Raw genomic sequence first — 25669 nt, forward strand, 5'->3', positions numbered from 1 at the left:
ATCTGGGCAACATTCCGGCCTCCGCTCCAGGTGCCGTGACCATCGCGTCAGGACCGGTCACCTGCCCGGAAAGGAATATGGTCCGCTCCAATCGCCCGGGAGCGTCCTCCCAGGCCCCTGACATCCGCCTTTTCCGCCTCCTGATCCTTAGCGTCGAAGTGACAAGATGTTCCTGATGACCGTTTTTGGGCATGAGTGCTCGCTGAGGGTTCTCGGAGAGGCGGGTCGCAGGTGTCGCGCGGTAGTGAGTTCGTTGTGGTGGCCAATCGGCTTCCGGTCGACCGGAGCGTCGGGGCGGACGGCGTCCCCCGCTGGCGGCGCAGTCCGGGCGGGCTGGTGAGCGCCATCGCCCCGGTCATGCGGCAGCGGCAGGGCACCTGGATCGGCTGGACCGGCGCGCCGGACGAGGAGATCGAGCCGTTCGAGGAGGACGGCATGTCGCTCCACCCCATCGCGCAGTCGGCGCGGGAGGTCGAGCTCTACTACGAGGGCTTCTCCAACGCGACGCTCTGGCCGCTCTACCACGACGTCGTCGCCCCGCCCGTCTACGACCGCGCCATGTGGGACGCCTACGTCGGCGTGAACAAGCGGTTCGCGGAGGCGGCGGCCAAGGTCGCGGCGAAGGACGCGATCGTCTGGGTGCAGGACTACCAGCTCCAGCTCGTCCCGTCGATGCTGCGCGAGCTGCGCCCCGACCTGCGCATCGGCTTCTTCCTGCACATCCCGTTCCCGCCCGTCGAGCTGTTCTGGCAGCTGCCGTGGCGGCGGCGGATCCTGGAGGGCCTGCTGGGCGCCGACCTGGTCGGGTTCCAGCTGCCCGGCGCGGCGGCCAACTTCGTGCGGCTCTGCCGGCGCCTCCTGGACGCCCGCTACGTCAAGCACGACGTCTTCTGGGACGACCGCGTCGTGCGGGCCCGCGCGTTCCCCATCTCGGTGGACGTCGGCGAGCTGAACGACCTGGTCGGGCGCCCGGACGTCCAGGAGCGGGCGCAGGAGATCCGCTCCGACCTGGGCGACGCCACCGTCCTGCTCGGCGTGGACCGGCTCGACTACACCAAGGGCATCACGCAGCGGCTGCAGGCGCTCGGGGAGCTGTTCGAGGAAGGCCACCTCAAGCCGGGCCAGGCGGTGTTCGTGCAGATCGCCACGCCGAGCCGGGAGCGCGTCGAGCAGTACCAGCTGCTCCGCGAGGAGATCGAGCAGCAGGTCGGGCGGATCAACGGGGAGTACGGCGAGATCGGATTTCCGGTCATCCACTATTTGCACAGTTCGTATGACCGCGCCGAGCTGACCGCGCTCTACCTGGCCGCGGACGTGATGGTGGTGACCCCGCTGCGGGACGGCATGAACCTGGTCGCCAAGGAGTACGTCGCCTGCCGCAAGGACCTGCGCGGCGCCCTGGTGCTGAGCGAGTTCACCGGCGCGGCGGCCGAGCTGAAGCGCGGCGCGTTCCAGGTCAACCCGTACGACATCGACGGGCTCAAGGACACGCTGCTGGAGGCGCTGCACGCCGAGCCGGCCGACCAGGCGCGACGGATGCGCTCGATGCGCCGCCGCGTCATCGAGCACGACGTGGACCGCTGGGCCCGGTCGTTCCTCAGCGAGCTGGAGCGTCCGGAGCGGTCCGTCCCGGACGAGCAGCCGCTTCCGGCGGCACTGGAGGGCTGACCCGCAGGTCGAAGGCCGCCCAGACGGCCTTGCCGCCGGTGGCGAGCCGCGCCCAGCCCCACGCGTCGCTGATCGCCCCGACGACGACGAGGCCGCGGCCGCCCTCGACGAACCGGTCGGGCTCGCTCGGCAGCGGCTCGGGGGCGCGCGCCGACGGGTCGGTCACCGAGACGACGAGCCGCCGCGGGTGGCCGACGAGCACGAGCTGGATCGGGCACAGCGGCAGCGGCTGGGGGAGCCCCTCCAGGCCGTGCCGCAGCGCGTTGGTCACCAGTTCCGACACCGCGACGACCACGTCTCCGGCGTCGCCGGACAGACCCCACTCGTCCAGCGTGGCGTGGGTGAACTCGCGCGCCGAGCGGGGCGCGGTGATCTCCGCGGGCAGCACCCGGCGCGCGGTGCGCGGGGTGCCGGCGTGCGGGGCCGGCCAGAGCCCGGCGAGGCCGGGCACGGCGACCGGGACGCTCGGCCGCGGCTGTGCCGGCGCGTTCGGCCGGGGCGGCATCTGGGCCGCGTCCGGCCAGGGCGCGTGCACCGCGGCGGCGGCGTGCCGCGGCCGGCCGCCTCCCACGGCGGCGGGGGCTGCGACTTCGTCTGCCTGGTCAACGGTCATGGTCAAACCTCAGAGGCGTGCGGAGTGGTCACCGGCGGGCGTTCGCTATCTTGCTCCCCAAGCCGTGCAGATGCAAGACCGTCTGCATGAACGAATGCAAGAACGAATGCACGTGCATCTCGTACCATTGTGTGGGGTGGGGCGAGATCGCGGTCTCCCTGCGGGGAGACCAAGACGCCTAGAGGGGGCAGACATGGACGGCCACCACATGTCGGACGTCCGGCGCAGCGGGCTCGTCTGGCAGAAGAGCCGGCGGAGCAACCCGTCCGGGAACTGCGTCGAGATGGCCGAACTCCCCAACGGGGAGATCGCCGTGCGCAACTCCCGGGACCCCGAGGGAGCGGTACTCGTCTACACGCGCGAGGAGGTGGAGGCGTTCGTGGGCGGAGCCAAGGACGGCGACTTCGACCACATGCTCGTCTGAGGGCCGGCCCGTCCGGTCCGGTCGTCCCGGCCCGGCTTGCTCGGCCCAAGAAACCGAATGGCATTCCATTCGGCGGTCCGGCCCGGTAGGTTGCGGCCATGCACCTGGGGCAAATCGCAGCTCAGACGCCCGATAAGCCCGCCGTGATCATGGCGGGCTCCGGGCGGGTCGTCACCTTCAGGGAACTGAACGAGGAGTCCAACCGGCTCGCGCAGCTGCTCCGCGCGGAGGGGCTGCGCCCGGGGGACCACATCGCGTTCATGCTCGAGAACCATCCGCTCTACCTGGCCATCGCCTGGGCCGCCCAGCGGTCCGGGCTCTACTACACCGCCATCAGCTCGCGGCTCCAGCACGAGGAGCTCGCCTACATCGTGGGCAACTGCGAGGCGAAGGTCTTCATCACCAGCGCGTCCATGGAGACGGCCGCGCAGAACCCGCCGGACGTGCCGCTGCGCCTCATGCTCGGTGGCACGGCCCCCGGCTACGAGTCGTACGAGGAACGCGTCGCCGGGCACCCGCCCACCCCGATCGAGGACGAGTGCGAGGGCATGGACATGCTCTACTCGTCCGGCACCACCGGCCGGCCCAAGGGCGTGAAGCCGCCGCTGTCGCAGGCGCCCATGGGCGAGGCGGGGCCGCTCTACATGCTGATCTCGCACCTGTTCGCGGCCACCGCGGACTCGGTCTACCTGTCCCCGGCGCCGCTCTACCACGCCGCGCCGCTGCGGTACTCGCTCATCTTCCACCGGCTCGGCGCCACCGTCGTGGTGATGGAGAAGTTCGACCCCGAGCAGGCCCTCGCCGCCGTCGAGAAGTACCGCGTCACCCACAGCCAGTGGGTGCCGACCATGTTCATCCGGATGCTGAAGCTCCCGGAGGAGACCCGCGCCCGCTACGACATGTCGTCGCTGGCCTGCGCCGTGCACGCGGCCGCGCCCTGCCCCGTCCCGGTCAAGGAGCGGATGATCGACTGGTGGGGCCCGATCCTGCACGAGTACTACGCCGGCACCGAGGGCAACTGCTTCGTCTACACCAACTCCGAGGACTGGCTCGCGCACAAGGGCACCGTCGGACGCCCCGTCCTGGGCGAGGTCCACGTCTGCGACGAGAACGGCGAGGAACTGCCGGCCGGGGAGTCCGGGACCCTCTACTTCGGCAACGGCCCCACGTTCGAGTACCACGGCGACGAGGAGAAGACCGCCTCGACCCGCGACCCGAAGGGCCGCGGCTGGACGACGCTCGGCGACGTCGGCTACGTCGACGAGGACGGCTTCCTCTACCTCACCGACCGCCGCGCCTACATGATCATCAGCGGCGGGGTGAACATCTACCCGCAGGAGGCCGAGAACGTCCTCGCGGTGCACCCCAAGGTCGCCGACGTCGCGGTCTTCGGCGTCCCGGACGCCGAGATGGGCGAGGCGGTGAAGGCCGTCGTCCAGCCCCTGTCCATGGACGAGGCCGGGCCCGAGCTGGAGGCCGAGCTGATCGCGTACTGCCGCGACCAGCTCGCCCACTACAAGTGCCCGCGGACGGTCGACTTCCGTCCCGAGCTGCCCCGGCACCCGACCGGGAAGCTCTACAAGCGGCTGCTGAAGGACGAGTACTGGGCCGCGAAGCCGCCCGTGACGTCCTGAACAGCCCCTCCACGGCCCGGCATGGGCCGTGGAGGGGCCTCAGAAGGCCGTGAACGGCCAAGCCCCGCCCGGGTCCACTCACGGGACCCGGGCGGGGCTTGGAATGCGCCAGGGACGTCCTAGTGCATCGGCATCGGGGCGTCGACCGCGCTGGTCTCCGGCCGCTTGCGCGGCAGCAGCAGCGCCGGCAGGAACCCCAGGGCGATGAGGCCGACCGCGTACCAGTAGGTGTGCTGGAACGCGTCCGCCATCGGGCCGGCGATCTTCTCCATGACCGCCGCGGGCACCTTCTCGGTGCTGCCGATCTCGCCGCCGGCCCCGCCGCCCAGCTTGGCGCTGAGCTGGTTGGCCAGCAGCACCGACATCATCGCGGTGCCGATGGACGCCGACACCTGCTGGATGATGTTCAGCATCGTGCTGGCCCGCGGCACCTCGTCGTGGGTGAGGGTCTGGATGGCCGCGGCCATCGTCGGCATCATCGTCAGGCCCATGCCGAGGCCCATCGCGAACAGCACCGCGCCGAGCGTCCAGTAGGACGTGTCGCCCTCGAGCACCGCCGCGAAGCCCGCCACGGACAGCACCACGACGACCATGCCGCCGAGCACGACCCGTCCGGGCCCGATCCGGTCGGTGAGCTTGCCGCCGATGGGCATCGTGACCATCGCGCCGAGCCCCTGCGGGGCCAGCAGCAGGCCGGACGCCATCGCGCCCTCGCCGCGCACGACCTGGTAGTACAGCGGCAGCAGCAGCATCGCGCCCATGAACGCGGTCACGAACAGCAGCATCGTGCCGGAGGCCGCGGCCACCGACCGGCGCTTCAGCAGCCGCAGGTCGATCAGCGGGCTGCGGGCGAACAGCGCCCGGATCACGAACCCGACCATCAGCACCGCGCCGACGGCCGTGAACACCAGCGGCTCGGTCTTCAGGAAGTCGCGCGCCTCGGCGCCGCGCGCGACGCCGTAGATCAGCGACGCCAGGCCGGGGGACAGCAGGAGCAGCCCGAGCAGGTCGAGCCGCTCGGCCGGCTTGGGCTCGTCCTTCTTGAGGATCCGGGCCGCCAGCACCAGCGAGACGATGCCGATCGGCAGGTTGATGAAGAAGATCCACCGCCACGACACGTCGTCGACGAGGTAGCCGCCGATGATCGGGCCGAGGATCGGGCCGAGCAGCATCGGCACGCCGACGATGCTCATCACCTGGCCGACCCGCTGCGGGCCGGCCGCCTGCGTCATGATCGTCATGCCGGCCGGCATGATCATGCCGCCGCCGAGCCCCTGCAGGACCCGGAACAGGATCAACGACTCGGCCGACCAGGCGAGGCCGGCGAGGGTCGAGCCGATCACGAACAGCCCGATCGAGACCATGTAGAGGCGCTTGGTCCCGAACCTGGCGCACGCCCATCCGGTGATCGGGATCACGGTGGCCAGCGCCAGCGTGTAGCCCGTCGCCACCCACTGGATCGTCGCCAGCGAGGTGTTGAACTCCTTGGCCAGGTCGTTGATGGCCACGTTGACGACGGTCACGTCCAGGATGGACATGATCGCGCCGAGCACGACGACGCCCGCCACGGCGAGCACACCGCGGTCGAGGCCGCCGCCGGCGTCGGGTGCCTTCAGCGGGCCATCCGCGGTCGCTTGGGACGCGGGAGCGGTCAACTCTCTTCCAATCGTCAAGGCCCGCACGAGGGCACGCGAGGACCGTGGGCATGTTTCCGGGGGTGTCGCAAAAATACTGCAGCGACTGACACTTTCGCGAACCGTTAAACTCCGAGCGCTCCGGGAGTATTCCAGCGGGGTCCGACAGATCCGCGCAGCTCCCAGGGCTTCAGGCTGAGACCTCGACCACACTCGAGGTCAACCGGATGTGACCGACGCGACACCGAACCCCTCCCTTCACGAGTCACGAGGGGGCAGACCCCCGGCAGCCCCCGAAGTCATCGCCGTCCGGGAAGGAAAACTTCACCCGAACTGGCCCCGCTATGCGACGTGGCGAATACTTTCAGTAGTAATCCCAGGTGAGGGGCTGGAAAATGGCGTCCGAAGCAGCGGAGGACCCGCTGGCGATCTCCCGCCGCCATGTGATCCCTGCCTCAGGTGGGGACGCGAGTCGGACGCGAGCCAGCGCTTCAGTCTCTCGCGCGGGGCGAATCAGGGCGACGGTCATCCGGCGCGCATCTCGAACCACACGGCGTGGCCCTCGTCGCGCTCGATGACGCCCCAGTCGGCGGCGAGGAAGGCGACGATGCGCAGGCCGCGCCCGCAGACGTCCATCTCGTCCACCGTGGCCAGACGGGGGACGGTCTTGGAGCCGCCGCCGTCGATGACCTCGACGCGGACGAGTTCGTTTGAGCGGGTCACCTCCACACGGATCTGACCGTCCTTCCCTGACTCGGTGTACCGCGGGGCGTTGGTGACCAGCTCGCTCAGGCAGAGTGAGGCGTCGGCCGCCCGTGGGTCTCGCCCGTGTACTTCGCGACGGCCGACTACGCCGAGTTCTACTGGGTGTCCGCCCACGACGCCGCCCACTCGCGCAACATCGGTCGGCGTCGGCGGTGCCGAGCGTCAGGTACAGGTTGGCGTCGATGAGCGAGCGGGCGTGCGCGTCCAGGTCATCCACGGTGATCACGTCCTAGCGGCGCACTTTGTACTTGAGGTGGAGGACGCGGTCGCCCTGGACGACCACGTCGGGTTCCTCCAGCAGATGCTGCCCCGTGATGCTGCCGAAGTAGCGCTTGCCCGATCCGAACACCACCGGCACGACGTCCATGGCCACCTCGTCCACGAGGCCGGCCGCGAGGATCTGCCCGCCGACCTCGCCGGCGTTCACGCTGACGACCCGGTCCCCGGCGAGCTCCTGGGCCTTGCCGATCGCGGCCGTCACGTCGTCCACGAAGTGGTAGGACGCCTCGGGGTGCCAGCCCTCGGGTTTCGGGCGGTGCGACACGACGACCACGTGGTCGCCCGCGGGTGGCCGGCCTTCCCAGCCGTTGACCAGGTCGAACAGGTGGCGGCCCATCACGATCGCGCCGATCGACTCCCACATGGGCCGGACGTACTCCGCCGACGCGCGTGACACCTTGATGGCGCTCCCGGAGCCGGAATGGTCGTACTCCTCGTCGCCGGCCTCGGTGAGCGGGACGTCCCCGTTGAAGTACCACTCGTGGAGCGGCCCCACATCGTCGTTCGCGTCCGCGATGAAGCCGTCCACCGACGCCACGCTGTGCATGATCACCGTGCCCACGGGGTCCCCCCTCGAAGTCCGCCTGCGCGTTCGCCGCCGATCCTGCCGCCCGCGGCGGCGGGCGTGCATGTAAAAAATCAATCGGCGGGCATCGGACCATTGTCCGGCGGGAACCCCCGGTCGGCGGGGAACCGGCGCCGCAGGTCCAGGTATTCCGTCGGTGTGTGGCCGGTGAAATCCTTGAACTCCCTGGTGAAGTGGGCCCGGTCGAAGTAGCCCGCCGTGTGGGCGAGCTCCGACCAGTCGACCGGGCGCTGGGCGTCCACCGACAGGATCAGCCGGGCGAACCGGTAGATCCGCGCCACCCGCTTCGGGGTGACCCCGACATGGCATTTGAACTGCTCGGACAGATGATTGCCGCTCACCCCGGCTGCGTCGGCGAGGGCGGCGACCGGGATCGCGCCGTGGGACGCCTCCAGCCGCCTGCCCGTGTGCCGGACGAGGTCGAGACCCCGCGACGACCCTTCGGCCAGCCGTGACCGCAACTCCTCCTCCAGAACCCGGAGTGTCTCGGCCGCCGACACCGTGTCGCCGACCTGGTTGCGGATGCGGTCCAGCGACCGTCGCCAGACGGCGTCGACCGGCGCCCACCGGTTCCGCAGCTCGCTCGCCGGCATGTCGATGAACGGCGAAATGCCCCACGGCTTGAAATGCACCCCGACGAGCCGCACCCGCGCGGGGTACTCGTAGAGGAAACGCCTGGTCCATGTGCCCATGAACCATCCGTCGGGGAACACCGCAGAAGGCACCGAAGGATCGGAGTCCCAGAGGTGGGCGGGTTCGCCCAGGTTGATGAACAAGTGCGCCGACGGCATCGGCGGGACGTTCATCCGGTGGTGGCGCGGGACCCCGGTCAGGCAATAAATATCGTCGATGAACAGGTCGAGCGGCGGGGCCGGCACCCGGCCGACGTACTCCATCGACCCGGCCTCCATCGACCCGGCCGGCCGCGGATCTCGGCTTCGGGTGTCCATCCGGCAGATCCTTCGAGTTAGACGGCGGCGTGCGGCCCGCTCACCGGCCTTCCGGTGCCACGAACGGCTCCACATCGTTCCTATCCGGTGCGCGCCTTGCCGGGGTGCGCCACCAGCGACGCGACAATAGCGCGGCCAGCGCGGCGCCGGTGGCGTTGAGCAGGACGTCGTCCACCGAGGACACCCGGTCCAGTCGCAGGACGTACTGCGCCGTCTCGACGATGGCCGAGCCGCACGCCGCGAGCGCCAGGATCCGCGGCAGCGACGCCAGCGCAGGGAACCGCAGCGGGACGAGGAGGCCCAGCGCCGCGAACACCAGCAGGTTGCCGACGATCTGGCCCGCCGGCATCGTGACCAGGTCCCGCAGCGGCACCAGGCTCACCCGGCCGGGGACGGTTCCGGCACGGTCGCCCGGCAGCATGATCATCCATACCCAGGGGACCGTCCCGTAGAGGATGCCGACGTCGGCGACCGCCGTCCGCCACGCCGACGCCCGGTCACCGGTCGCGCTCCGGCGGTGTGCCAGCGCCCACGCCGCGAGCGCGGCCGGCGGCAGGGCGGCCACCGTGATGAGCACGACGCCGGTGAAGGTGCCGAGCAGGCCGTGCCAGCTCCTGAAGATCACGCCGTCCCCGCTTTCGTCCGTCCCCGGCGCCCCGCGCGCCGGTCCGCGACTTCTTCGATCGCCGGCCGCGCGTCAGGGTTGGCCGGTGATCGCCCGCGTTTCCTGCTGGAGGATGTCCTGTATCGGTACGTCGTCGTAGTTGCTGAGGACGACGCCGACCCAGCCGGTGTCCGGGTAGACGTTCCAGTTGGTGCTGCTGCCGCCGGTGCCGCCGCCGCGGCCGAACAGCCACTGGCCATCGATGATCTTGATCGGCCCCGTGTAGCCGGTGAAGGACGGGCGGGTGAGCGGGGCGCCGTCCCGGCCCTCCCCGCGGGGGATCTTGGCCCCGGTCAGCAGGTCGGCGTAGGGGCGGCCGAGCACCGTGCCGTCGCGCAGCGCGTTCGCGAACCGGACCAGGTCGGGCGCGGTGGCGAAGCCGTCGTCCGTGGCGTAGCCGATGAAGCTGCGGCCCGGGTTCTTGCCGGCGATCGCCGGATTGACGCTGCCCTTGTCCAGGTTGCGGACGGCGTCGACCCGGCTGCCGTCGGCCTGCCGCATGTACGAGTGGGCGATGTGCGCGTCGGTGAGCCATTGCGTCCTGGTGTAGAACGCGGAGCCGGTCATGCCGCAGCGCCGGAAGACGTGCTCGTGCACGTAGTCCCAGTACGCCATGCCGCTCAGGGCCTCCACGATCTGCGCCGCGATGGAGAGGCCGGCGCCGGCGCCGTCGCTGTGGGTCTGGGACCCCGAGCCGGGAGGGGCCGCGAGTTCCGCCTGCCGCGTCCACTGGCGGTTGAACTCATGCACTTCTTCCTTGCTGTTGAAGACGCGTTGCAGGTCCAGCTTCGGGACGCTCAGTCCGGCGGTGCCGGTGAGCAGGTGGTGGACGGTCACCTGCTCGGCGACGTCTTCGGCGAAGCCGGTCAGGTGGGCGCCCACCGCGTCCGCCAGGCCCAGTTCACCGTGCTGCACGAGTTGCATGACGGCCACCGCGAGGAATGGCTGGATTCCCGAGGAGAGGTTGACCGCGACACCTTCGTGGTTGCGGATTCCTTTCTCCTTGTCGGCCATGCCGTAACTGCGGGACAGCACCGTCCGGCCCTTGTGCGAGAGCAGCACGACGCCGGAGAACTTGTCCTCGGCGGCGAGTTTCGCGATGTACCGGTCGTAGGCCCCGCCGGGCCGGGCGTCCGGTGGAATGTCGGAGCGGGGATGCGCCGGGCTCGCGTGGGCGGGCCGGGCGCTCGCCAGCGGCGCGCCCGCCGCCACCGCGCCCGCCGCGAGTCCGCCCCACCCGAGCAGGCGCCGCCGGTCGACACCGCGTACGGAATTCGCATCCATGGTCACACCTTTCGGAATCGCCTTTCGCGGCCATTCCTATCCGGCGGGCGGTCACAGCACGGCGCCAAGAGCTGTGACCCGGCTGTGACCAAGGCCCGCGGCACGATGCCCGTGGCGGTGTTCACCGGCTGAAGGTCCAGAGACGGGTGGTGCCGGCGCCGCTGGTCGTGGCGAAGTTCTGGCCGTCGGGGGAGAACACCACGGTCTGCTCGCTGTCGGGGTCGCCGGGGAGCGTCGCCGTGTTGCGGCCCGTCGGGACGTGCCAGAGACGGATGTTCTTCTTGTCGGCGGTGACGAGGGTGTCGCCGTCGGGGCTGAACGCCACGGCCCGGACTTCGCCGTCGAGGTCCTTGACGGTCTTCTTGAGGCCGCCGTCGTCCGCGTTCCGGAGTTCGAACCCGTAGTAGCCGCCGGTGGAGACCGCCATGGTCGTCCCGTCCGGACTGAACGCGAGGCACGGGACGTCGGTGGCGTAGAGCGGCGAGACCTCGGCGCCGTCGCCGTTCGAGGCGTCCCAGAGCGTGAAGCGGCCCGACAGGGACCGGTCGCCGGCGAGTTTCCTCCCGTCCGGGGAGAAGGCCAGCGTGCCGGCGGCGTAGTCGATCTTCATCGCCACGGTCCGGCCGGTCACGGTGTCCCAGATCTGGACGTACGGGGAGCCGCCCTCGCTGCTGACGGCGAGCGACCGGCCGTCCGGGCCGAATTCGAGCGCCTTGCCGCCTCGCGGCCCGGTCTTGCGGATCCGCCCGGACGCCACGTCCCAGAGGCGGATGGTCCCGGCGTCGCCGCCCGTGGCGAGGGTCCGGGCGTCGGAGGTGAAGGACATGGGGCGCTTGTAGGTCTTGTCGTAGTCCTCGATCTTGCGGGCGGTGACCTGCGCGGTGGCCAGGTCCCAGCGCAGGATCGAGGAGTAGCCGGCCCCCCACAGGGTCCGGCCGTCGGGGGAGAACGCCAGGTCGAAGACCGCGACCTCCGAATTCGGGAGGCTGATTCCGGTCGGGACGCCGATCGGGGTCTTCGGGGCGTTCCGCTTGGCCGCGGGCGCGTCCGAGGGCCACAGCAGGACGGCCGGGACGGCGACGGCGGCGGTCGCCGCGACGGCCGCGCCGCCGAGCAGGAGGGCGCGGCGGGGGAGCCCGCGCGGCGGTGCGGAGCTCAGCCCGCTCAGGACCTCCTGGACGGACGGCCGCCGCCCGGGGTCCTTCTCCAGGCAGCGGACGACCAGGTCGCGCAGGTGCGGGTCGGTGAGGCCGGCCACGTCCGGCGGCGCGCCGACGATCTTGTGGACGATCGCGGGGACGGTCGGCGCGTCGAACGGGCCGCGGCCGAGCGCGGCGTAGGCGAGCACGCAGCCGAGCGCGAACACGTCGCTCGCCGGGCCGGTCGCGTCGGCGCGCAGCTGCTCGGGCGACATGAACGAGAAGGTGCCGACGACCGCGCCGGTCGAGGTCAGCGCGGTCGCGTCGGCCGCGCGGGCGATGCCGAAGTCGATGATCCGGGGGCCGTCCGGGGCCATGATGACGTTGCCGGGCTTGAGGTCGCGGTGCACCAGCCCGCACGCGTGGATCGCGGCCAGGCCCTCGGCGAGGCCCCGGCCCAGTTCCCGGACCGCGGGCGGCGCGAGCGGCCCCTGGCGCGCCACGACCTGCCGCAGGGACGGGCCGGGGACGAACGCGGTCGCCATCCAGGGCGACGCGGCCTCCGGGTCGGCGTCGACGACCTGCGCGGTGTGGAACCCGCCGACCTTGCGGGCCGCCTCGATCTCGCGGGCGAACCGGCGGCGGAAGCCCGGGTCGGCGGCGTACTCGGCGCGGACGACCTTCACCGCGACCTCGCGCCCGCTCGGCGAGGAGCCGAGGAACACCTCGCCCATGCCGCCGGCGCCCAGCCGTCCGTCCAGGCGGTAGGGGCCGACCTGGCGGGGGTCGTCACTGCGGAGCGGATCCAAGGGTCAGACCTTCCATAGCGTCACGGTGCCGTCGGCCTTGCCGCCGCCCACGCCGGCCACGGTCCGGCCGTCCGGGGTGAGGGCGATCCGCTCGACCGGCTGGGCGTGGCCGACGAGTGTCGCGGTGAGCGCGCCGGTGTCGGCGTTCCAGATCCGGATGGTCCGGTCGGAGCAGGCGGCGACGACGGACGTTCCGTCCGGGGAGAACTTCGCGTCCCGCACGGTCGCCTCGCCCGCCGTGAGGACGCGCACGGCACGCCGGGACGCGACGTCCCAGATCCGGACGGTCTTGTCGGCGCCGCTGCTGGCCAGCCGCTTGCCGTCGGGACTGAACGCCACGCCGGTCAGGGCCGCGGTGTGGCCGACGAACTGGCCGCGCTTGCGCAGCGTCCGGCCGTCGAAGAGCTGGACGGTCCTGCCGGGCGGCTTCTCGTAGTACCCGTCCACCCCGACCGCGACGAGCCTGCCGTCCGGGCTGTAGGCGACCGCGTTGACGCCGCTGTTGCGGAGGTCGAACGACCGCAGCCTGCCGCCGGTGGCGGCGTCGAAGAGCTGGGCGTCGGGGTTGGCGCCCGCGATCGTGCGGCCGTCCGGGCTGTAGGCCAGCGAGTTCAGGCCGAACTCCCCGCTCCGCACGTTGACCTTGATGCGGCCGGTGGCCGCGTCCCAGATGAGCAGGAGCCCGGGGGTGCTGCACGAGCTGGCCAGGGACCGGCCGTCCGGGCTGAACGCCAGCGCGCTCACCCAGCCGGTCTTCTGGATCGTCCGCAGGACGCGTCCGCTGGCGACGTCCCACAGCGTGATCGTGGAGTCCAGGCCACCGGCGGCGATGGTCCGGCCGTCGGCGGTGATGGCGACCTCGTTGAGGGCCTTGACCTCCCCGGCGCTGAGCGAACCGCTGGGGGAGACGAGGCCCTGCGGACGGGGAGCGGGCGCCGGGGGCGCCGCCGCCTTCGCCTCCCCGTCTCCCCGGGTCAGGAACATCGCGGCGGGGACGCCCACGACGGCGGCGGCCGTGACCGCGCCGGCGCCGATGAGCAGCGCCCGCCGGCCGACGGGGGCCGGGCCGGACGGCGCGGCGGCCGGGACCTCCCCCGGACGGGTCGCGGCGAGCGTCGCGTTGACGTGCGTGCGGGCGGTGTCGTCCGGCGAGTCCGCCGGTTCCGGCGCGGGGGCCTCGATGCTCCGCGGCGCCTTGATGAGCGTGTCCAGCGTGGGCCGCCGCCCGGGGTCCTTGGCGAGGCAGGCGGCGATCATGTTGCGCAGGTCCGCGGGGAGCGCCGACAGGTCCGGCTCCTCGTGCAGCACGCGGTGGACGATCGCTGGGATGGACGTGGCGTCGAAGGGGCCGCCGCCGGTCGCCGCGTAGGCGAGCACGCAGCCGAGCGCGAACACGTCGCCGGGCGGACCCGGCACGTCGCCGAGCACCTGCTCAGGCGACATGTAGGCGTAGGTGCCGACGACCACGTTGTGCGAGGTCAGCGCGGTCGCGTCGGTCGCGAGGGCGACGCCGAAGTCGATGATGCGGGGCCCGTCCGCCGCCATGATGACGTTGCCGGGCTTGAGGTCGCGGTGCACCAGCCCGCACGCGTGGATCGCGGTGAGCCCCTCCGCCAGCCCCGCCGCGAGCGCCCGGACCGCGTCCGCGTCGAGGGGGCCGCGCTCGGCGACCACCTCCCGCAGGGACGGCCCCGGGATGAACGCGGTCACCAGCCACGGCGGGTCGGCCTCGGGGTCGGCGTCGACGACCTGCGCGGTGTGGAACCCGCCGACCCTGCGGGCCGCCTCGACCTCGCGGGCGAACCGGCGGCGGAACCGCTCGTCCTCGGCGTGCTCGGCGCGGATGACCTTGACGGCGACGCTGCGGGCGCCGGGCGAGACCCCGAGGAACACCTGCCCCATGCCGCCGGCGCCCAGCCGGGCCTCCAGCTCGTACGGTCCGATCCGGCGGGGATCACCGGGATGCAGGGGTTCCATGTGCCACCCGTCGTTGGGCCTGCAAGCGTCCGGGTTTTTCTAGCAGACACTGGTGTACTCTCGACACCGCCTCGGAGCAGGTGTGACGCACGGCATGGACCCGGCCGGCGGGCGGGCGGTCAGGCGCGCTGGAGCCCGTCCTTGGTGCGGAGGCCGTAGCCGAGGGCGCGGTCGAAGGAGATGTGGGCCATCCAGCCGCACAGCGCGGCGAACAGCGGCGGCCACGCCACGGGCGCGAACGTGTAGATCACCATGAGCCCGAGCGGGACCGGAGCCCGGTGCGCGGCGTTGTAGTACGGGACGGCGCGCGGCGGAAGCCGGCCGTGCTCGGTCTTGCGGGCGTCCCGCAGACCGGCGAGGAAGGTCAGGTCGGGGGCGGCGAAGAAGGCCGCGGCGAAGAGGGCGGCGAGCCAGCCGTGGTTGACGCCTTCGAGGACGGCGAACGCGGCCCAGAAGAGGGCGTTCGCCGACCAGGCGACGCGGCGGGCGGTGCGGACGGCGGAGAACCTGCCGGGTGCGGTGAGGGCGCTCATGGTCTGCGGCCTTCCGGGGAGGGGTGGCTAACGACATTAGCCAAATTAAGGCTAATGGAGTTAGCTGTCAAGCTATCAACTACTCTCTGGTCGGCCCGGTTCGGTGGACGGCCGTAGACGGGGGGCGGCGCGCCGCTACCATGATCGAATGTCGCGGATGACGGGGATCGCCGGGTTCATCACAGGGCCGAGCGATCTCGACGAGTGCCGGGCCGGGACCGACCTGATCGGCCGGGCCGAGGTGCAGGCGTTCCTGCGGTCGATCACCGACCCCGACGCGGCCATGGCGGAGGTGGCCGCGTCGCTGGAGTCAGGCGACGTCTTCCGGGCCGGGATGATGGCCTTCGTGTGCGGGGTCCTGGTCGAGCGGGGCGGGACGGTGACGGTCCCGGTCGACGCGGTCCTGCGGGTGATGGAGCGCGGCCTGCGCCTGGCCAAGGACTACGTCGTGAACGGCGGGGCGGGCGCGGAGGACGAGCTGTTCGCGGACGACCCCGACCTCGTCCGGGCCCACCATGCCCTGCCCTTCGTCCTGCTCGCGGCCATGACGATGCTCAGCCGGGACGAGCAGGCGCGGCGGCGGCTGCGCGACCGGCCGCACGTCTCCCCGCTCGCCGACGAGCTGGAACCGCACTACGAGACGCTCTACTACATCCGGGAAGTGCTGGCCCTCCTGGACGGCCGGGAGATCATGCTGCTCGACGCGCGCAACCGCCGCGGCTTCGTCCTCGGCCTGACCGGCGTCCAGGACCGGATGTACCACTTCTTCGCCCTCGCCCAGGACGCGCTGCTGCGCCACGCGGGCCCCGGATACCTCGGAGCCGACCCGACCGACCCCGCCGCCGTCCGCTACGCGCAGAACCGCGGCCTGTCCCAGCAGGACCACCAGAACGCCGGGCAACTGATCGACCGCCAGCGTCTCGGATTCCACTATCCGGGCGTCGAGCGCGGCGACGGCGGCGCGAGGGCGGTCCCGACCCTGTTCTTCCCGGGGTCCGCGTCCATCGAGGACGTCCCCGTCGTCAACGGCGTCCCGACCCTCTTCCTGGCCGAGAAGTCGATCAACGCGCAATGGTCGCCGGCGAACATGTACCCGGTCCTCCACGAGGCGCTGGAGTCGCGCGTCAGCCTCCGCGAACTACCCGCCGAAGCCGTGGAGGGACACCTGTCGGCCCTCGCGGCGCCCGCGGGCTAGCAACCGGACGCGGGCGTCCGCGAGGCGCGCGTGTTCACGAAACGCGGGACGCGACGGTCGCCATGGTGGCGTAGCGCATGGTGAACGCGCCGCCGGCCTCGTCGACGGCGGCTCCGATGCCCGCCAGGACCTCCTCCCGCCCGTCCGGCGGGATCTGGCCGTGGGGGCCGAACGTCGGCACCACGTCCAGCCACTCGTCGCGGACCGGGCCGACAGCCCGCCCGAGCGCGCCGCCGTCCACCCGATGGTCGCCGCGGTCATCGCCGGAGCCGTCCGCTGACGCTCATTGCGGCGCGGGCGCTGCGGACGGCGCGTCCGGCGCGGCGGGCGACGGCGCGCCGCCTGACCGGGGAGGTCAGTCCGTGCGCAGCCGGGCGTAGACGTCGCCGGAGCGGCCGCGCGGCCGGATGCGCTCCAGCCGCCTCCGCAGCGCGTCGCCGTCGAGCCAGCGAGGGCTGGCGAACCGCATCGTCTCGACGGGGGAGTAGTTGTACTCGTACGCGCCGAGCCGCTCCACGAGGCCGAGGACCTCCAGGGACGCGTCGTGCGCCGACGGGATGTACTCGAACGACAGCGCGGGAACCGGCCGCGACAGGCCCGCGAGGACGTCCGCCTCGAACCCCTCGACGTCGATCTTGCAGAAGGCGGGCACGCCGTGGGCCGCGATGAGGTCGTCCAGCGTGGTCACCTCGACCTCGACCGAGCGGTCCCAGCGGACGCGGGCGAAGCTGCTGTCGGTCGTCACGGACTCGATCCAGCCGGGCGACATGGACGACACCGTCGGCGTCGCGGACGACAGGGCCAGCCGCGCCCTCCCCCGCTCCGCCCCGGCCGCGCCCGGCACGATCGTGACGTCCCGGTCCCGGCCGAAGAACAGCCGCAGCACGCGCAGGCAGTCGGGCTGCGGCTCGACCGCCACCACCCGCGCCCCGAGGTGCCGCCACACCCGCACCCGGCCGCCCACGTGGGCGCCGATGTCGAACGCGACGTCGCCGTCCCGCAGGAACTCGCCGTACAGGCGCGCCGCGCGCCGGTGCTTGCCCGGAACCCCGTAGTACATGACCAGCGACCGGGCGATCCCATAGGCGCGCAGCAACATCCGCCGACCCTATCGCGCGCCCCCGGCGCGAAGGGGCGTGCAACAGTTTCGGGGCGCCGCGCGTCCTGGGGGCGAGGAAGGGATGTGCCTTTGGACGAGGACGGCGTGACGTACGAGGATTTCGTGGCGGCCCGCGCCCAGGCTCTGCTGCGTTACGGCTTCGTCCTGACGGGCAACGCCGACGACGCGGCCGATCTGCTGCAGGAGGGGCTGATCAGGCTGCGCGGCGCCTGGGGACGGGTCGCCAACAAGCACGACCCCGAGGGCTACGCCCGGAAGATCATGGCGCGGCAGCACATCAGCATGTGGCGGCGGCGAAGACGCGAGCACCTCGTCGGCAGGGTGCCCGAGCGCCACTACGACGACCGCGGCCTGGAGCGGGCCGAGCACGACCCGCGGCTGTGGGAGGCGCTGCGGACGCTCCCGCCGAGGCAGCGGGCGGTGCTGGTGCTGCGCTACTACGAGGACCTGTCCGACGAGGAGATCGCCGGGACGCTCGGCATATCGCGCGGGACGGTGCGCAGCCAGGCCGCCCGCGCGCTCGACAAGCTTCGCGCGGACTGGCGTCCGGCCGCCGCGTCCGCCGCTGGAGGGCACCATGACCGATGACCTGGACCGCGCGCTGCGCGGCACGCTGTCGACCGCGGCGCGGGAGGCGCCGGCGGTCCCGCCGGAACTGCTGGAGCGCGTCGAGGCGGGCCACCGCCGGATGCGGCGCCGCCGGGCGACGGCCGCCGGGCTCGCCGTCGCGGCGGTCATCGCCGGGACGGGCGCCGCCGGCGCGGTGGTGCGCTCGGGGGGCGAGGCGGCTCCCGTCGCCACGGCCGGGAAACTGAAGCCGGTGACGCGCGCCGACCTCGGCACGCCGGTGAAGGTGCGCGAACGATGGCCGGACGCCGTCCGGAGCCTCCCCGGCCGGCTGCCGAACGGGCGCGGGCTGCACCCCGTCGAGCTGCTGGACGACGGCACCCTGGTGGGGGCGACCTGGTCGTCCCTCCAGCGCCCGGACAGGCTGTGGTCCTACGACCTCGGCGCCGGCCGGGCCAGCGCGATCACCGACATCGTGGTCCCGCGCGGGTCGAAGATCTTCGCGTCCGACATCACCGTCGGGGGAGACCGGGTCGTCTGGTGGCTGTCGTACCGGGTGGACGGCCGCGACACGGTCGAGATCTGGGGGGCGCCGCTCCGCGGCGGCGCCGCGCGCAAGCTCGCCGGGATGCGGGGAGCGGAAGTGTCCACGCTGCTCATCGACGGCGCCACCATCGTGTGGGGGATGGGCGACGGCGTCTACCGGATGCCGCTGTCGGGCGGCGAGCCCGCGAAGATCCCCGGCACCGACGGCTTCGGGATCGTGTCCTGGCCCTGGATCGGCTCACCCGTGCGGGACGGGGCGCGGTCCGGGGACATCACGTACCGGTCGCTGCGGAACGTGCGGACCGGCGAGCGCCGCAACGCCCGTCTCGCGCCGTTCAGGGGAACATGGTCATGCTCCGTGACCTGGTGCGCCGCCAACCGCCCGGATGTGGGCACCGCCGTGCAGCGCAGGGACGGGAAGGCCGGCAGATTGCTGACCGCCCAGCAGGCGGGACCGCCGGCGAGCGTGATCTACGGGCGCTTCCTTCCCTACTTCCCGGCGGGGCCCTCGACCAAGACGCACGTCCTGTACGACGTCGAGACCGGCACGCTGCTCGACACCGGGATACGGCGGCACAACGAGGTGATGGGCCGCGGGAAGAACGACCGCGACCCGCGGTTCTTCCTCACCGGCAAGGACGTGACGACCCTGCTGGACCTCTCGAAGATCCGCTGACGGCCCGCCGCGACCGCCGCCCGTCCCGCGACCCCGGGGACGGGCGGCGAGTCGCTCAGGAGGGCGGGAGGCCGAGGGCGCGGGCGATGAGCATCCGCTGCACCTCGGAGGTCCCCTCGCCCACTTCGAGGATCTTGGCGTCGCGGTAGAAGCGGCCGACGGCGTACTCGTTCATGAAGCCGTAGCCGCCGAAGATCTGCGTCGCGTCGCGGGCGTTGTCCATGGCGGCGTTCGAGGCGGCCAGCTTGGCGATCGCGGCCTCCTTCTTGAACGGCTCGCCGCGCAGCATCTTCGCGGCCGCCGCGTAGTAGGCGAGGCGGGAGGTGTGCGCGCGCAGCTCCATGTCGGCGATCTTGAACTGCATGGCCTGGTAGCGGCCGATCTCCTTGCCGAACGCCTGCCGCTCGTGCACGTAGCGCAGGCACTCGTCCACGCAGCCCTGGGCGAGGCCGACCGACAGCGCGGCGATCGCGATGCGGCCCTCGTCCAGGATGCGGAGGAACTGCGCGTAGCCCCGGCCGCGCTCGCCGACGAGGTTCTCGGCGGGGACGCGGACGTCGTCGAACGACAGCTCGCGCGTGTCGGACGCCGACCAGCCCACCTTGGAGTACTTGCGCCCCACGGTGAAGCCCGGCGTGCCGTTCGGGACGATGATCGTGGAGATCTCGTTCGCGCCGGTGAACGCGGTGACGGTGACGAACGCGGTGATGTCGGTGCCGGAGTTGGTGATGAACGCCTTCGACCCGTTGATCACCCAGGAGTCGCCGTCCAGCCGGGCGGTGGTGCGCATGCCGCCGGGGACGTCCGAACCGCCGCCCGGCTCGGTCAGCCCGAACCCGGCCAGCCGCTCGCCGGACGTGAGCAGCGGCAGCCACCGCTCCTTCTGCGCGGCCGACCCGAACCGGTAGATCGGCATCGCGCCCAGCGAGACGCCCGCCTCCAGCGTGATCGCCACGGACGAGTCGACCCGGGCGAGTTCCTCAAGGGCGAGGCACAGCGCGAAGTAGTCGCCGCCCATGCCGCCGTGCTCCTCGGGGAACGGCAGCCCGAACAGCCCCATCTTGCCCATCGCGGCGACGATCTCGTACGGGAACTCGCCGCGCTCGTACAGGTCCCCGATCACCGGGGCGACGCTCTCGCGGGCGAACCGCTCGACCGTCCGCCGCAATTCCTCCTGCTCGTCGTCGAGCGTGAAGTCGATCATGGAGTTACTCCGATTCCGGGGAAGGTTCCGGCGAAAGGGCCTGGACTACGCGGGACGGGCTGGGCCGGCCGAGGTGCCCGGCCATCCAGCGGCTGGTGGCGACGAGCCTGCCGAGGTCGACGCCCGTCTCGATGCCGAGGCCGTCCAGCATCCACACGAGGTCCTCGGTGGGCAGGTTGCCGGTGGCGCTCCCGGCGTACGGGCAGCCGCCGAGGCCGCCCGCCGAGGCGTCCACGACCGTGACGCCCGCGCGCAGCGCGGCGAGGGTGTTGGCGAGCGCCTGCCCGTAGGTGTCGTGGAAGTGGACGGCGAGCCGCCCGGTGCCGATCCCCGCCTCGCCCAGCGCCTCGATGAGCGCGGTGACCTGGCCGGGCGTGCCGACGCCGATGGTGTCGCCCAGGCTGAGCTGGGAGCAGCCCATGTCCATCATGCGGGACGCCACGGACACGACCTGCGGGATCGGGACGTCGCCCTCCCACGGGTCGCCGCACGCCATCGACACGTAGGCGCGCACCCAGAGGCCCTCGGCGCGCGCGCGTTCCACGACCGGGGCGAACATCGCGAGGGACTCGTCCACGGTGCGGTTGAGGTTGCGGCGGGCGAACGTCTCGGTCGCGCTGCCGAACACGGCGATCTCGGTGACGCCGTTGGACAGCGCCCGCTCGAGGCCCCGCTCGTTGGGGACGAGGACCGGATAGCGCAGCTCGGGCGAGCGCGGCAGGATGTCGAGGAGCTGCTCGGCGTCGGCGAGCTGCGGCACCCACCGGGGATGGACGAAGCTGGTCGTCTCGATCGTGCGCAGCCCCGCGTCCGCGAGCCGGGTCACGAACTCCGACTTCACCTCGGCCGGGACGACCGCCTTCTCGTTCTGCAGCCCGTCCCGCGGGCCGACCTCGTAGATCGTGACCCGCTCCGGAAGACCGGGAAGGGGTGTCCTCATCGTCGTGCTCTCCTTTCTGGGGGGCGCCCCCCGGACCCCCGGGCCGGGTGGCCCGACGATCCTCGCTCCGCCGCGGTCATCGAGTCTCCTCGATCACGACCAGTACCGCGTCGAGGGCGACCTGCGCGCCCGCGCGGACCGGCAGCTTCGCCACGACCCCGGACAGGGGCGCGGTGACGGTGTGCTCCATCTTCATCGCCTCGACGACCACGAGCGGCTGCCCGGCGTCGACCAGGTCGCCCTCCGCCGCCTTGACGGCGAGGACCGTGCCCGGCATCGGGCTGCGCAGCACGCCGTCGCCGACGGCGGCCGAGGCGGCGCCGCCCTCGGCGCGGACGTGCTCGCTCAGCGCCCACGCGTGCCCGTCCCGGCCGAGCCACAGCGTGCCGCCGTCGCGGGCGGCCTCGAACGAGGTCGTCCTTCCACCGTAGGTCAGCGTGAACGGCGCGCTCAGCGCGGCGGCGACCGGCTCGCCGCCGCCGATCGCGACGCGGGCGGACGCGGCGCGGCCCTGGACGCGGACCTCCACCGGGTCGCCGCCGGCCGGGGTGATGATCCACGGCGCCCAGGCGTGCGCGCCGGGACGCCAGCCGTCCGGGACGTCCCACGGGTCCCCGGTGCCGGCGGTGCCGGATTCGAGCGCCCGCATCCGTTCCAGCGCGGCGGCGGCGAGCACCTCGTCCGGCACGGACGCGCCCGCGACCAGGTCGTCCAGGACGCGCTCGACCAGGCCGGTGTCGAGATCGCCCGCCGCCACGGACGGGTGCCGGAGCAGCGCCCGCAGGAACGCGGTGTTCGCCGGGACGCCCAGCAGCGTGTACGAGGCGAGCGCCCGGTCGAGGCGGTGCAGGGCCTCGGCGCGGTCCGCGCCGTGCACGATCACCTTGGCGAGCATCGGGTCGTAGGAGCCGCCGACCTCGGTGCCGGTGTCGAGGCCCGAATCGACGCGGGCATGGGCGGGCTCGGCCAGCGCCAGCACGCGCCCGCCCGTGGGCAGGAAGCCGCGCGCCGGGTCCTCGGCGTAGACGCGGGCCTCGATGGAGTGGCCGTCGAGGCGGACGTCGTCCTGCGCGAACGGCAGCGGCTCGCCCGCGGCCACCCGCAGCTGGAGCTCGACCAGGTCGAGGCCGGTGACGAGCTCGGTGACGGGGTGCTCGACCTGGAGCCGGGTGTTCATCTCCATGAAGAAGAACTCGTCCGGGCGGTCGGCGGAGACGATGTACTCGACCGTCCCGGCGCCCACGTACCCGACGGCCCGCGCGGCGGCGACGGCCGCGGCGCCCATCCGCGCGCGGGACGCCTCGTCCAGCAGCGGCGACGGCGCCTCCTCGATGATCTTCTGGTGCCGGCGCTGCAGGCTGCACTCGCGCTCGCCCAGGTGGACGGTGGTGCCGTGCGCGTCCGCGAACACCTGGATCTCGATGTGCCGGGGGTTCTCCACGAACCGCTCGGCGAGCAGCGTGTCGTCGCCGAACGAGCCGAGCGCCTCGCGGCGGGCGGAGGCGATGGCCTCCGGCAGCCCGGCCGCCTCCCGGACGAGCCGCATGCCCTTCCCGCCGCCGCCGGCGGACGGCTTGAGCAGCACCGGCAGCCCGACCTCCAGCGCGGCGGCCTTCAGTTCGGCGTCGGAGAGGCCCGGCTCGTCCCGTCCGGGGACGACGGGGACCCCGGCCGCCGCGACCGTCCGCTTCGCGCGGATCTTGTCGCCCATCGCGTCGATCGCCGCGGCGGGCGGTCCGATGAACACCAGCCGCGCCTCGCCGCACGCCCGCGCGAACGCCGTGTTCTCGGCGAGGAACCCGTACCCGGGGTGGACGGCCGCCGCCCCGGCGTCCCGCGCCGCCGCGATGACCGCGTCGATGTCCAGGTAGGACGGTATCCAGAGGGCCTCGTCCGCCTCCCGCACGTGCCGGGCGCCCGCGTCGGCGTCGGTGTGGACCGCCACCGAGCGGATGCCGAGCCGCCGCAGGGTCCGGAACACGCGGACGGCGATCTCCCCGCGGTTGGCGACCAGGACGCTGTCGAACATCACACCCTCACATCCGGAAGACGCCGTAGCCGACCGGCTCCAGCGGTGCGTTGGCGGCCACCGACAGCCCGAGGCCCAGCACGCGCCGGGTGTCGAGCGGGTCGATCACCCCGTCGTCCCACAGCCGCGCCGTCGAGTAGTACGGGTTGCCCTGCGCCTCGTACTGCTCGCGGATCGGCGCCTTGAACCCTTCCTCGTCGGCGGCGGGCCACTCCTCGCCCCGCGCCTCCAGCTGGTCGCGGCGGACGGTCGCGAGGACGCTCGCGGCCTGCTCGCCGCCCATGACCGAGATGCGGGCGTTGGGCCACATCCACAGGAAGCGCGGCGAGTACGCCCGCCCGCACATCGCGTAGTTCCCCGCGCCGAACGACCCGCCGATCACGACGGTGAACTTCGGGACGCGGGCGCACGCGACGGCGGTGACCATCTTCGCGCCGTGCTTGGCGATGCCGCCCGCCTCGTACTCGCGCCCGACCATGAACCCGGTGATGTTCTGCAGGAACACGAGCGGGACGCTGCGCCGGTCGCACAGCTCGATGAAGTGCGCGCCCTTCTGCGCCGACTCGCTGAACAGGATCCCGTTGTTGGCGACGATCCCGACCGGGTGCCCGTGGAGGCGGGCGAACCCGGTGACGAGCGTGGCACCGTACTCCTTCTTGAACTCCTGGAAGCGGCTGCCGTCCACGATCCGCGCGATGACCTCGCGGACGTCGAACGGGGTGCGCGAGTCGGGCGGGAGGATCCCGTACAGCTCGGACGGGTCGGCGGTCGGCTCCTCGGCCGGCGCGACGTCCCACGGGCGCGGCTCGCGCGGGCCCAGGGTCGAGACGATGTCCCGGACGACGCGCAGCGCGTGGGCGTCGTCCTCGGCGAGGTGGTCGGTCACCCCGGACGTCCGGGAGTGCAGCTCGCCGCCGCCCAGCTCCTCGGCCGTCACGACCTCGCCGGTCGCGGCCTTCACCAGCGGCGGCCCGCCCAGGAAGATCGTCCCCTGGCCGCGCACGATGACGGCCTCGTCGCTCATCGCCGGGACGTAGGCGCCGCCCGCCGTGCACGAGCCCAGCACCGCCGCGATCTGCGGGACGCCCCGCGCCGACATCGTGGCCTGGTTGTAGAAGATCCGGCCGAAGTGCTCGCGGTCGGGGAACACCTCGTCCTGCCGGGGCAGGAACGCGCCGCCCGAGTCGACCAGGTAGAGGCAGGGGAGCCGGTTGTGCAGCGCCACCTCCTGCGCCCGCAGGTGCTTCTTCACCGTGACGGGGTAGTACGTCCCGCCCTTGACGGTGGCGTCGTTGGCGACGATCACGCATTCGCGGCCGGACACGCGGCCGACGCCGGTGATGATCCCGGCGCCCGGCGCCTCGTCCCCGTACATGCCGTTCGCGGCCAGGGGCGACAGTTCCAGGAAGGGCGAGCCGGGGTCGAGAAGCGTGTCGACGCGGTCGCGGGGGAGCAGCTTCCCGCGCGCGACGTGCCGCTCGCGGGCCCGCTCGGGACCGCCCCGCCCCGCCCGGTCGATGCGGTCGCGCAGCTCCGCGACCAGCGCCTCGTTGTGCGCGGCGCTCGCCTTGAACGCCTCGCCCGCGACGTCGGCGCGGGAGCCGATCTCGGGTCCGCCCATGACCCTCCTTCCCGGTTAACGCTCATTAACAATGTTCTCGGCACGGCCGATGTTAACGGCCATTAACAACCCTAGTCTAGACTGCCCGCATGACCTCCGCACGGGCCGCGGCCGTGGACGGCCCGCCGAACCCGCGACGCGCCGAGATCCTCGCCGCCGCCGCCGAGCTGTTCGCGCGCCGCGGCTACCACGGGGCCTCCATCTCCGACCTCGGCCGCGCCGTCGGCCTCACCGGCCCAGCCCTGTACCGGCACTTCAGCGGCAAGGAGGCCGTGCTCGCCGACATGCTCCTCGACATCAGCGAGCGGCTGCTCGCCGAGGGCGTCCGGCGCGCCGCCGACCCCGACCCCGGGCGCGCCCTCGACGCGCTGCTGCGCTGGCACATCGCGTTCGCGCTCGACAACCCCGCCCTGATCACCGTGCACGAGCGGGAGCTGGACAACGTCCCCGAGCCGCAGCGGCACCGCGTCCGCCGGCTGCAGCGCGCCTACGTGGAGGAGTGGGTCGCCGTCCTGCGCCGCATGGACCCGGGCCTCCCCGACGACCGGACGCGCGCCGCCGTGCACGCCTGCTTCGGCCTGCTCAACTCCACCCCCCGCAGCGCCGCCGGGCTCGACCGCGACGCCATGGGCGACCTCCTGCACATCATGGCCCGCGCCGCCCTGGCCGGTCTCCAGCGGCAGGACGCCCGCTAGCCCCGTTTTCCGCACATGAGTGATCGTCAGCGGAGTTGTCGCGGGTCGATGTCCAGCAGGTCCAGGAGATGGAGTTGGACGGGTGTGGGCTGGGGGATGACCGGTGGGTCTTGGCCT

The 25669-nt window shown here is 72.5% G+C and carries 23 protein-coding genes; 7 read left to right on the forward strand and 16 right to left on the reverse strand.

Translation table 11 applies throughout. The features are described from left to right. Positions 1-258: 258 nt before the first annotated feature. Complete coding sequence (locus SM611_RS29340; protein ID WP_443112151.1) at positions 259-1668, forward strand: alpha,alpha-trehalose-phosphate synthase (UDP-forming); 1410 nt, start codon at positions 259-261, stop codon at positions 1666-1668. Here SM611_RS29340 and SM611_RS29345 read toward each other — a convergent pair. Next, entirely contained in the window at positions 1598-2281 is a 684-nt protein-coding gene (locus SM611_RS29345; RefSeq protein WP_371953535.1) for an ATP-binding protein, read from the reverse strand. The genes SM611_RS29340 and SM611_RS29345 overlap by 71 nt on opposite strands. Positions 2282-2474: 193 nt before the next feature. On the opposite strand from SM611_RS29345, the gene SM611_RS29350 reads away from it, so the two are divergent. After that, on the forward strand, positions 2475-2705 hold the full coding sequence (locus SM611_RS29350) for a DUF397 domain-containing protein (RefSeq protein ID WP_371953536.1): 231 nt from the start codon (positions 2475-2477) through the stop codon (positions 2703-2705). Between the two features lie 98 nt (positions 2706-2803). Next, positions 2804-4339 carry an acyl-CoA synthetase gene (locus tag SM611_RS29355; RefSeq protein WP_371953537.1) on the forward strand — a complete coding sequence of 512 codons (1536 nt, stop codon included), beginning with the start codon at positions 2804-2806 and terminating at the stop codon, positions 4337-4339. A gap of 119 nt (positions 4340-4458) precedes the next feature. Here SM611_RS29355 and SM611_RS29360 read toward each other — a convergent pair whose 3' ends face one another. The 9 genes from SM611_RS29360 to SM611_RS29400 form a co-directional block, all read right to left on the reverse strand. Next, positions 4459-5994, reverse strand: a complete 1536-nt coding sequence (locus SM611_RS29360) for a DHA2 family efflux MFS transporter permease subunit (protein ID WP_371953538.1) — start codon at positions 5992-5994, stop codon at positions 4459-4461. A 504-nt stretch (positions 5995-6498) separates the two neighbouring features. After that, positions 6499-6864, reverse strand: a complete 366-nt coding sequence (locus SM611_RS29365) for an ATP-binding protein (protein WP_371953539.1) — start codon at positions 6862-6864, stop codon at positions 6499-6501. 103 nt (positions 6865-6967) lie between these two features. Next, positions 6968-7579, reverse strand: coding sequence for a dihydrofolate reductase family protein (locus SM611_RS29370; RefSeq protein WP_371953540.1), 612 nt, complete (start codon positions 7577-7579; stop codon positions 6968-6970). A 77-nt stretch (positions 7580-7656) separates the two neighbouring features. Next, complete coding sequence (locus SM611_RS29375; RefSeq protein WP_371953541.1) at positions 7657-8553, reverse strand: helix-turn-helix domain-containing protein; 897 nt, start codon at positions 8551-8553, stop codon at positions 7657-7659. 40 nt (positions 8554-8593) lie between these two features. Then, on the reverse strand, positions 8594-9178 hold the full coding sequence (locus SM611_RS29380) for a VanZ family protein (protein WP_371953542.1): 585 nt from the start codon (positions 9176-9178) through the stop codon (positions 8594-8596). Between the two features lie 72 nt (positions 9179-9250). Continuing rightward, positions 9251-10501 carry a serine hydrolase domain-containing protein gene (locus tag SM611_RS29385; RefSeq protein WP_371953543.1) on the reverse strand — a complete coding sequence of 417 codons (1251 nt, stop codon included), beginning with the start codon at positions 10499-10501 and terminating at the stop codon, positions 9251-9253. 121 nt (positions 10502-10622) lie between these two features. Beyond that, positions 10623-12449 (reverse strand): WD40 repeat domain-containing serine/threonine protein kinase, encoded by a 1827-nt coding sequence (locus SM611_RS29390; protein WP_371953544.1) that lies wholly within the window; start codon positions 12447-12449, stop codon positions 10623-10625. A gap of 3 nt (positions 12450-12452) precedes the next feature. Further along, positions 12453-14426 (reverse strand): WD40 repeat domain-containing serine/threonine protein kinase, encoded by a 1974-nt coding sequence (locus SM611_RS29395; protein WP_371953545.1) that lies wholly within the window; start codon positions 14424-14426, stop codon positions 12453-12455. Between the two features lie 119 nt (positions 14427-14545). Next, positions 14546-14959 (reverse strand): DUF4260 family protein, encoded by a 414-nt coding sequence (locus SM611_RS29400; protein WP_371953546.1) that lies wholly within the window; start codon positions 14957-14959, stop codon positions 14546-14548. A 148-nt stretch (positions 14960-15107) separates the two neighbouring features. Here SM611_RS29400 and SM611_RS29405 point away from each other — a divergent pair, with 148 nt between their 5' ends. Then, positions 15108-16154 carry a hypothetical protein gene (locus tag SM611_RS29405; protein ID WP_371953547.1) on the forward strand — a complete coding sequence of 349 codons (1047 nt, stop codon included), beginning with the start codon at positions 15108-15110 and terminating at the stop codon, positions 16152-16154. A 34-nt stretch (positions 16155-16188) separates the two neighbouring features. Here SM611_RS29405 and SM611_RS29410 read toward each other — a convergent pair whose 3' ends face one another. Both SM611_RS29410 and SM611_RS29415 read right to left on the reverse strand, forming a co-directional pair. Continuing rightward, positions 16189-16395, reverse strand: coding sequence for a hypothetical protein (locus SM611_RS29410; protein WP_371953548.1), 207 nt, complete (start codon positions 16393-16395; stop codon positions 16189-16191). 114 nt (positions 16396-16509) lie between these two features. Continuing rightward, complete coding sequence (locus tag SM611_RS29415; protein WP_371953549.1) at positions 16510-17253, reverse strand: FkbM family methyltransferase; 744 nt, start codon at positions 17251-17253, stop codon at positions 16510-16512. Between the two features lie 84 nt (positions 17254-17337). Here SM611_RS29415 and SM611_RS29420 point away from each other — a divergent pair, with 84 nt between their 5' ends. Beyond that, positions 17338-17862 carry a SigE family RNA polymerase sigma factor gene (locus SM611_RS29420; protein ID WP_371953550.1) on the forward strand — a complete coding sequence of 175 codons (525 nt, stop codon included), beginning with the start codon at positions 17338-17340 and terminating at the stop codon, positions 17860-17862. Further along, positions 17852-19063, forward strand: a complete 1212-nt coding sequence (locus SM611_RS29425) for a TolB-like translocation protein (protein ID WP_371953551.1) — start codon at positions 17852-17854, stop codon at positions 19061-19063. Before SM611_RS29420 ends, SM611_RS29425 begins: the two co-directional genes overlap by 11 nt. A gap of 55 nt (positions 19064-19118) precedes the next feature. Here SM611_RS29425 and SM611_RS29430 read toward each other — a convergent pair whose 3' ends face one another. The 4 genes from SM611_RS29430 to SM611_RS29445 form a co-directional block, all read right to left on the reverse strand. Then, positions 19119-20267 carry an acyl-CoA dehydrogenase family protein gene (locus SM611_RS29430; RefSeq protein ID WP_371953552.1) on the reverse strand — a complete coding sequence of 383 codons (1149 nt, stop codon included), beginning with the start codon at positions 20265-20267 and terminating at the stop codon, positions 19119-19121. 4 nt (positions 20268-20271) lie between these two features. After that, a complete protein-coding gene (locus SM611_RS29435) occupies positions 20272-21207 on the reverse strand; it encodes a hydroxymethylglutaryl-CoA lyase (protein ID WP_371953553.1) in 936 nt (311 codons plus the stop codon). A 76-nt stretch (positions 21208-21283) separates the two neighbouring features. Next, the gene (locus SM611_RS29440) at positions 21284-23236 is read right to left on the reverse strand and encodes an ATP-binding protein (RefSeq protein WP_371953554.1); all 1953 of its coding nucleotides are present in this window, start codon (positions 23234-23236) and stop codon (positions 21284-21286) included. Between the two features lie 7 nt (positions 23237-23243). Beyond that, entirely contained in the window at positions 23244-24857 is a 1614-nt protein-coding gene (locus tag SM611_RS29445) for a carboxyl transferase domain-containing protein (protein WP_371953555.1), read from the reverse strand. Between the two features lie 89 nt (positions 24858-24946). Here SM611_RS29445 and SM611_RS29450 point away from each other — a divergent pair, with 89 nt between their 5' ends. Further along, positions 24947-25552 (forward strand): SACE_7040 family transcriptional regulator, encoded by a 606-nt coding sequence (locus SM611_RS29450; protein ID WP_371953556.1) that lies wholly within the window; start codon positions 24947-24949, stop codon positions 25550-25552. Positions 25553-25669: the final 117 nt, after the last annotated feature.

Source organism: Actinomadura monticuli, assembly GCF_041463655.1.
Taxonomy (GTDB): domain Bacteria; phylum Actinomycetota; class Actinomycetes; order Streptosporangiales; family Streptosporangiaceae; genus Spirillospora; species Spirillospora monticuli.

Bases quoted from the DNA above. Each gene is read 5' to 3' on its own strand.
- SM611_RS29345 (WP_371953535.1), bottom strand. From the start codon at position 2,281: ATGACCGTTGACCAGGCAGACGAAGTCGCAGCCCCCGCCGCCGTGGGA.
- SM611_RS29350 (WP_371953536.1), top strand. From the start codon at position 2,475: ATGGACGGCCACCACATGTCGGACGTCCGGCGCAGCGGGCTCGTCTGG.
- SM611_RS29355 (WP_371953537.1), top strand. From the start codon at position 2,804: ATGCACCTGGGGCAAATCGCAGCTCAGACGCCCGATAAGCCCGCCGTG.
- SM611_RS29375 (WP_371953541.1), bottom strand. From the start codon at position 8,553: ATGGACACCCGAAGCCGAGATCCGCGGCCGGCCGGGTCGATGGAGGCC.
- SM611_RS29385 (WP_371953543.1), bottom strand. From the start codon at position 10,501: ATGGATGCGAATTCCGTACGCGGTGTCGACCGGCGGCGCCTGCTCGGG.
- SM611_RS29395 (WP_371953545.1), bottom strand. From the start codon at position 14,426: ATGGAACCCCTGCATCCCGGTGATCCCCGCCGGATCGGACCGTACGAG.
- SM611_RS29400 (WP_371953546.1), bottom strand. From the start codon at position 14,959: ATGAGCGCCCTCACCGCACCCGGCAGGTTCTCCGCCGTCCGCACCGCC.
- SM611_RS29405 (WP_371953547.1), top strand. From the start codon at position 15,108: ATGTCGCGGATGACGGGGATCGCCGGGTTCATCACAGGGCCGAGCGAT.
- SM611_RS29415 (WP_371953549.1), bottom strand. From the start codon at position 17,253: ATGTTGCTGCGCGCCTATGGGATCGCCCGGTCGCTGGTCATGTACTAC.
- SM611_RS29425 (WP_371953551.1), top strand. From the start codon at position 17,852: ATGACCGATGACCTGGACCGCGCGCTGCGCGGCACGCTGTCGACCGCG.
- SM611_RS29430 (WP_371953552.1), bottom strand. From the start codon at position 20,267: ATGATCGACTTCACGCTCGACGACGAGCAGGAGGAATTGCGGCGGACG.
- SM611_RS29435 (WP_371953553.1), bottom strand. From the start codon at position 21,207: ATGAGGACACCCCTTCCCGGTCTTCCGGAGCGGGTCACGATCTACGAG.
- SM611_RS29440 (WP_371953554.1), bottom strand. From the start codon at position 23,236: ATGTTCGACAGCGTCCTGGTCGCCAACCGCGGGGAGATCGCCGTCCGC.
- SM611_RS29445 (WP_371953555.1), bottom strand. From the start codon at position 24,857: ATGGGCGGACCCGAGATCGGCTCCCGCGCCGACGTCGCGGGCGAGGCG.
- SM611_RS29450 (WP_371953556.1), top strand. From the start codon at position 24,947: ATGACCTCCGCACGGGCCGCGGCCGTGGACGGCCCGCCGAACCCGCGA.